Consider the following 1,766-nt stretch of genomic DNA (forward strand, 5'->3'; position numbering starts at 1 on the left):
ATCGGTTGGTGCATTTACCTGGTGAGCAAGTGCAGTGCGATCTGTGGTTCCCGGGTCAGTTGGTGCCCGACCACAGCGAGGTGCTGCGGTCGTTTCCGGTGTTGGTGATGGTGGCCGCCTATTCGCGGTTCATCGCCGCGGTGATGATCCCGTCGCGGGTGACCGGGGATCTGTTGGCTGGCATGTGGCTGTTGCTGTCGCAGCAGGTTGGAGCGGTGCCGCGCAGCTTGTTGTGGGACAACGAAGCCGGGATCGGCCAACGCGGGCGACTGGCTGAGGGGGTAGCGGGGTTTTGCGGTGTGTTGGGCACACGGCTGATCCAGACGCGCCCTTATGACCCCGAAACCAAAGGTGTGGTGGAGCGAGCCAACGGTTATCTGGCCTCATCTTTTCTGCCCGGTCGGCAATTCAGCTCACCGGCCGATTTCAACGCGCAGTTGGCTGACTGGTTGGCATCGGTGGCCAATCCGCGCCAGCACGCGAGCACCCGGATGATCCCGACCGAAGCGTTGACCGCCGACCGGCAGGTGATGGCGCCGCTGCCGCCGATAGCGCCGGCCACGGGCACCACGACCCTCACGCGGCTGGCACGCGACTATTACGTCAGCGTCGGCGGCAATGCCTACTCGGTGCACCCGGAGGCGATCGGGCGGATGATCACCGTCACCACCTCTCTTGAGCGGGTAGCAGCCCGCTGCGGTGACCGGATGGTGGCTGACCACCAGCGGCTGTGGGGCAGCGGCGGGTTAGCTTGCGACCCCGGCCATCGTGCGGCGGCTTCGGTGTTGCGGGAGAACTTCCGTAACCGGCCGCCGACCAACTCGCCTGTCGACGTCGAGGTCGAAGTCGCTGACCTGGCGGCCTATGACGCGGTGTTCGGGACCGAGGAGGTCGCCTGATGGCCAAACGCATCGCTGCTCCCGGTGAGGCCGACAAACTCATCGCCCACCAATCGCGGCTGCTCAAGGCCCCGCGGATCGCTGAGCACTATCACCGGCTCGCCGAGCAAGGCCGCGAAGCGAACTGGTCGTTGGAAGACTATCTGGCTGCGGTGCTGGCCGTGGAGTCCAACGCCCGCGCCGAATCAGGGGCCCGCCAACGTATCCGGTATGCCGGATTCCCGTCGATCAAGACCATCGCCGACTTCGATTTCACTGCTCAACCCGGTGTGGATCGAGCTCAGATTGCCCGACTGGAAGCCGGTGGCTGGCTAGCCGAGGCCCGCAATATCGTGCTACTCGGCCCACCGGGAACCGGCAAGACCCATCTGGCCACCGCGTTGGCGATCGCTGCCGCCCAAGCCGGACACCGCGTGGCGTTCGCCCCGGCCACCGGATGGATCACCCGCTTGGCCGAAGCCCACCAGATCGGTCGCCTCGACGCCGAACTGCGCAAGATCTCCCGCGTCAGCCTGATCGTCATCGATGAGGTCGGCTACATCCCGTTCGACACCGAAGCGGCCAACCTGTTTTTCCAGCTGGTCTCCACCCGCTATGAGAAGTCGTCGATCATCGTGACCTCCAACCTGCCGTTCTCCCGCTGGGGACAGGTCTTCGGCGAAGCCACCATCGCCTCGGCGATGATCGACCGCATCGTCCACCACGCCGACGTCATCGCACTCAAAGGTGCCAGCTACCGCATCAAACACACCGCAATCGAGTCCCTGCCCTCCGTCGAAGCCGACCGTCAGGCAGACTCAACCCCGTAAACACACCTGCTCACAATTCGACCGGAAGAAACTGCGCAGCTTTCGACCGGAACCGACA

At 64.7% G+C, this 1,766-nt stretch carries 2 protein-coding genes; both read left to right on the top strand.

The genetic code is table 11. The features are described 5' to 3' along the window. Positions 1-899, top strand: an 899-nt coding sequence (locus AWC30_RS03105; protein ID WP_085108684.1) for a Mu transposase domain-containing protein, incomplete at its 5' end; no start/stop codon positions are given. After that, entirely contained in the window at positions 899-1,708 is an 810-nt protein-coding gene (istB, locus tag AWC30_RS03110) for an IS21-like element ISMyma9 family helper ATPase IstB (RefSeq protein ID WP_165756418.1), read from the top strand. The genes AWC30_RS03105 and istB, both read left to right, overlap by 1 nt. Positions 1,709-1,766: the final 58 nt, after the last annotated feature.

The organism is Mycolicibacillus trivialis (assembly GCF_002102395.1).
GTDB lineage: Bacteria > Actinomycetota > Actinomycetes > Mycobacteriales > Mycobacteriaceae > Mycobacterium > Mycobacterium triviale.